The organism is Arcicella aquatica, from assembly GCF_034928825.1.
GTDB classification, from domain to species: Bacteria; Bacteroidota; Bacteroidia; order Cytophagales; family Spirosomataceae; genus Arcicella; species Arcicella aquatica.
Genome location: NZ_JAYFUL010000114.1, coordinates 1 through 612 on the forward strand (window position 1 = coordinate 1; position 612 = coordinate 612).

Annotated in this window: 1 protein-coding gene; it reads right to left on the reverse strand. The window is 33.8% G+C overall.

Features of this window, described 5'->3' with window-relative positions; all coding sequences use genetic code 11:
* Window positions 1-202: 202 nt before the first annotated feature.
* On the reverse strand, window positions 203-612 hold a 410-nt coding region (locus tag VB264_RS25060), incomplete at its 5' end, for a transposase (RefSeq protein ID WP_323254151.1).

A 612-nucleotide genomic window follows, 5' to 3' on the forward strand; every position in this document is an offset into this window, starting at 1 on the left:
GGTTTAAGAATGTCGTAAATCACTCTTAAACCCATGCCCGGATGTATTTCCCTTATTTGCATAATTAAACCGACAACCAAGTACTCTAATAAAGCCCAGTGCTTTTCTCTGATAAGTCGCTGATGATGAGCCTGTCTTGAAATATCACAAAGCTTGAATAAATCACTCATAGAATAATGACGAGTATGCAACCGAAAATATTCTAAAGTTTGACTTTGAAGTTTTTTTTTATATCTAAGTCATATTCCTTAGATGCTAATTCTACTAGTTTTTCAAGATAATCTAGTTGCATTTGTTTTTGCCCTAAGCGACGTTCAAGTTCGGCTACTTGAGCTAACAATTCAGCAGTCTTTTGTGCTTCACTTTCTTGTTGTACAACCATGACTGTTCCTTTTTTGTATTGTGGAGAATATTTGTAAATCCAACGATAAACCGTATAAGGAGCTACTTCCCACAATTTACTAAAAGAATGCACAGTATAAAGCCCAGCTGTTAACTCTTGAACTTTTTCTCGTTTGAACGATTCACTAAAAATCCGTCGTTGACGAATCTTTAAATTTGTACTTTTTTTAGAATCTGATTTCGATTTGCTCATAAATAAGTTGATTTTTT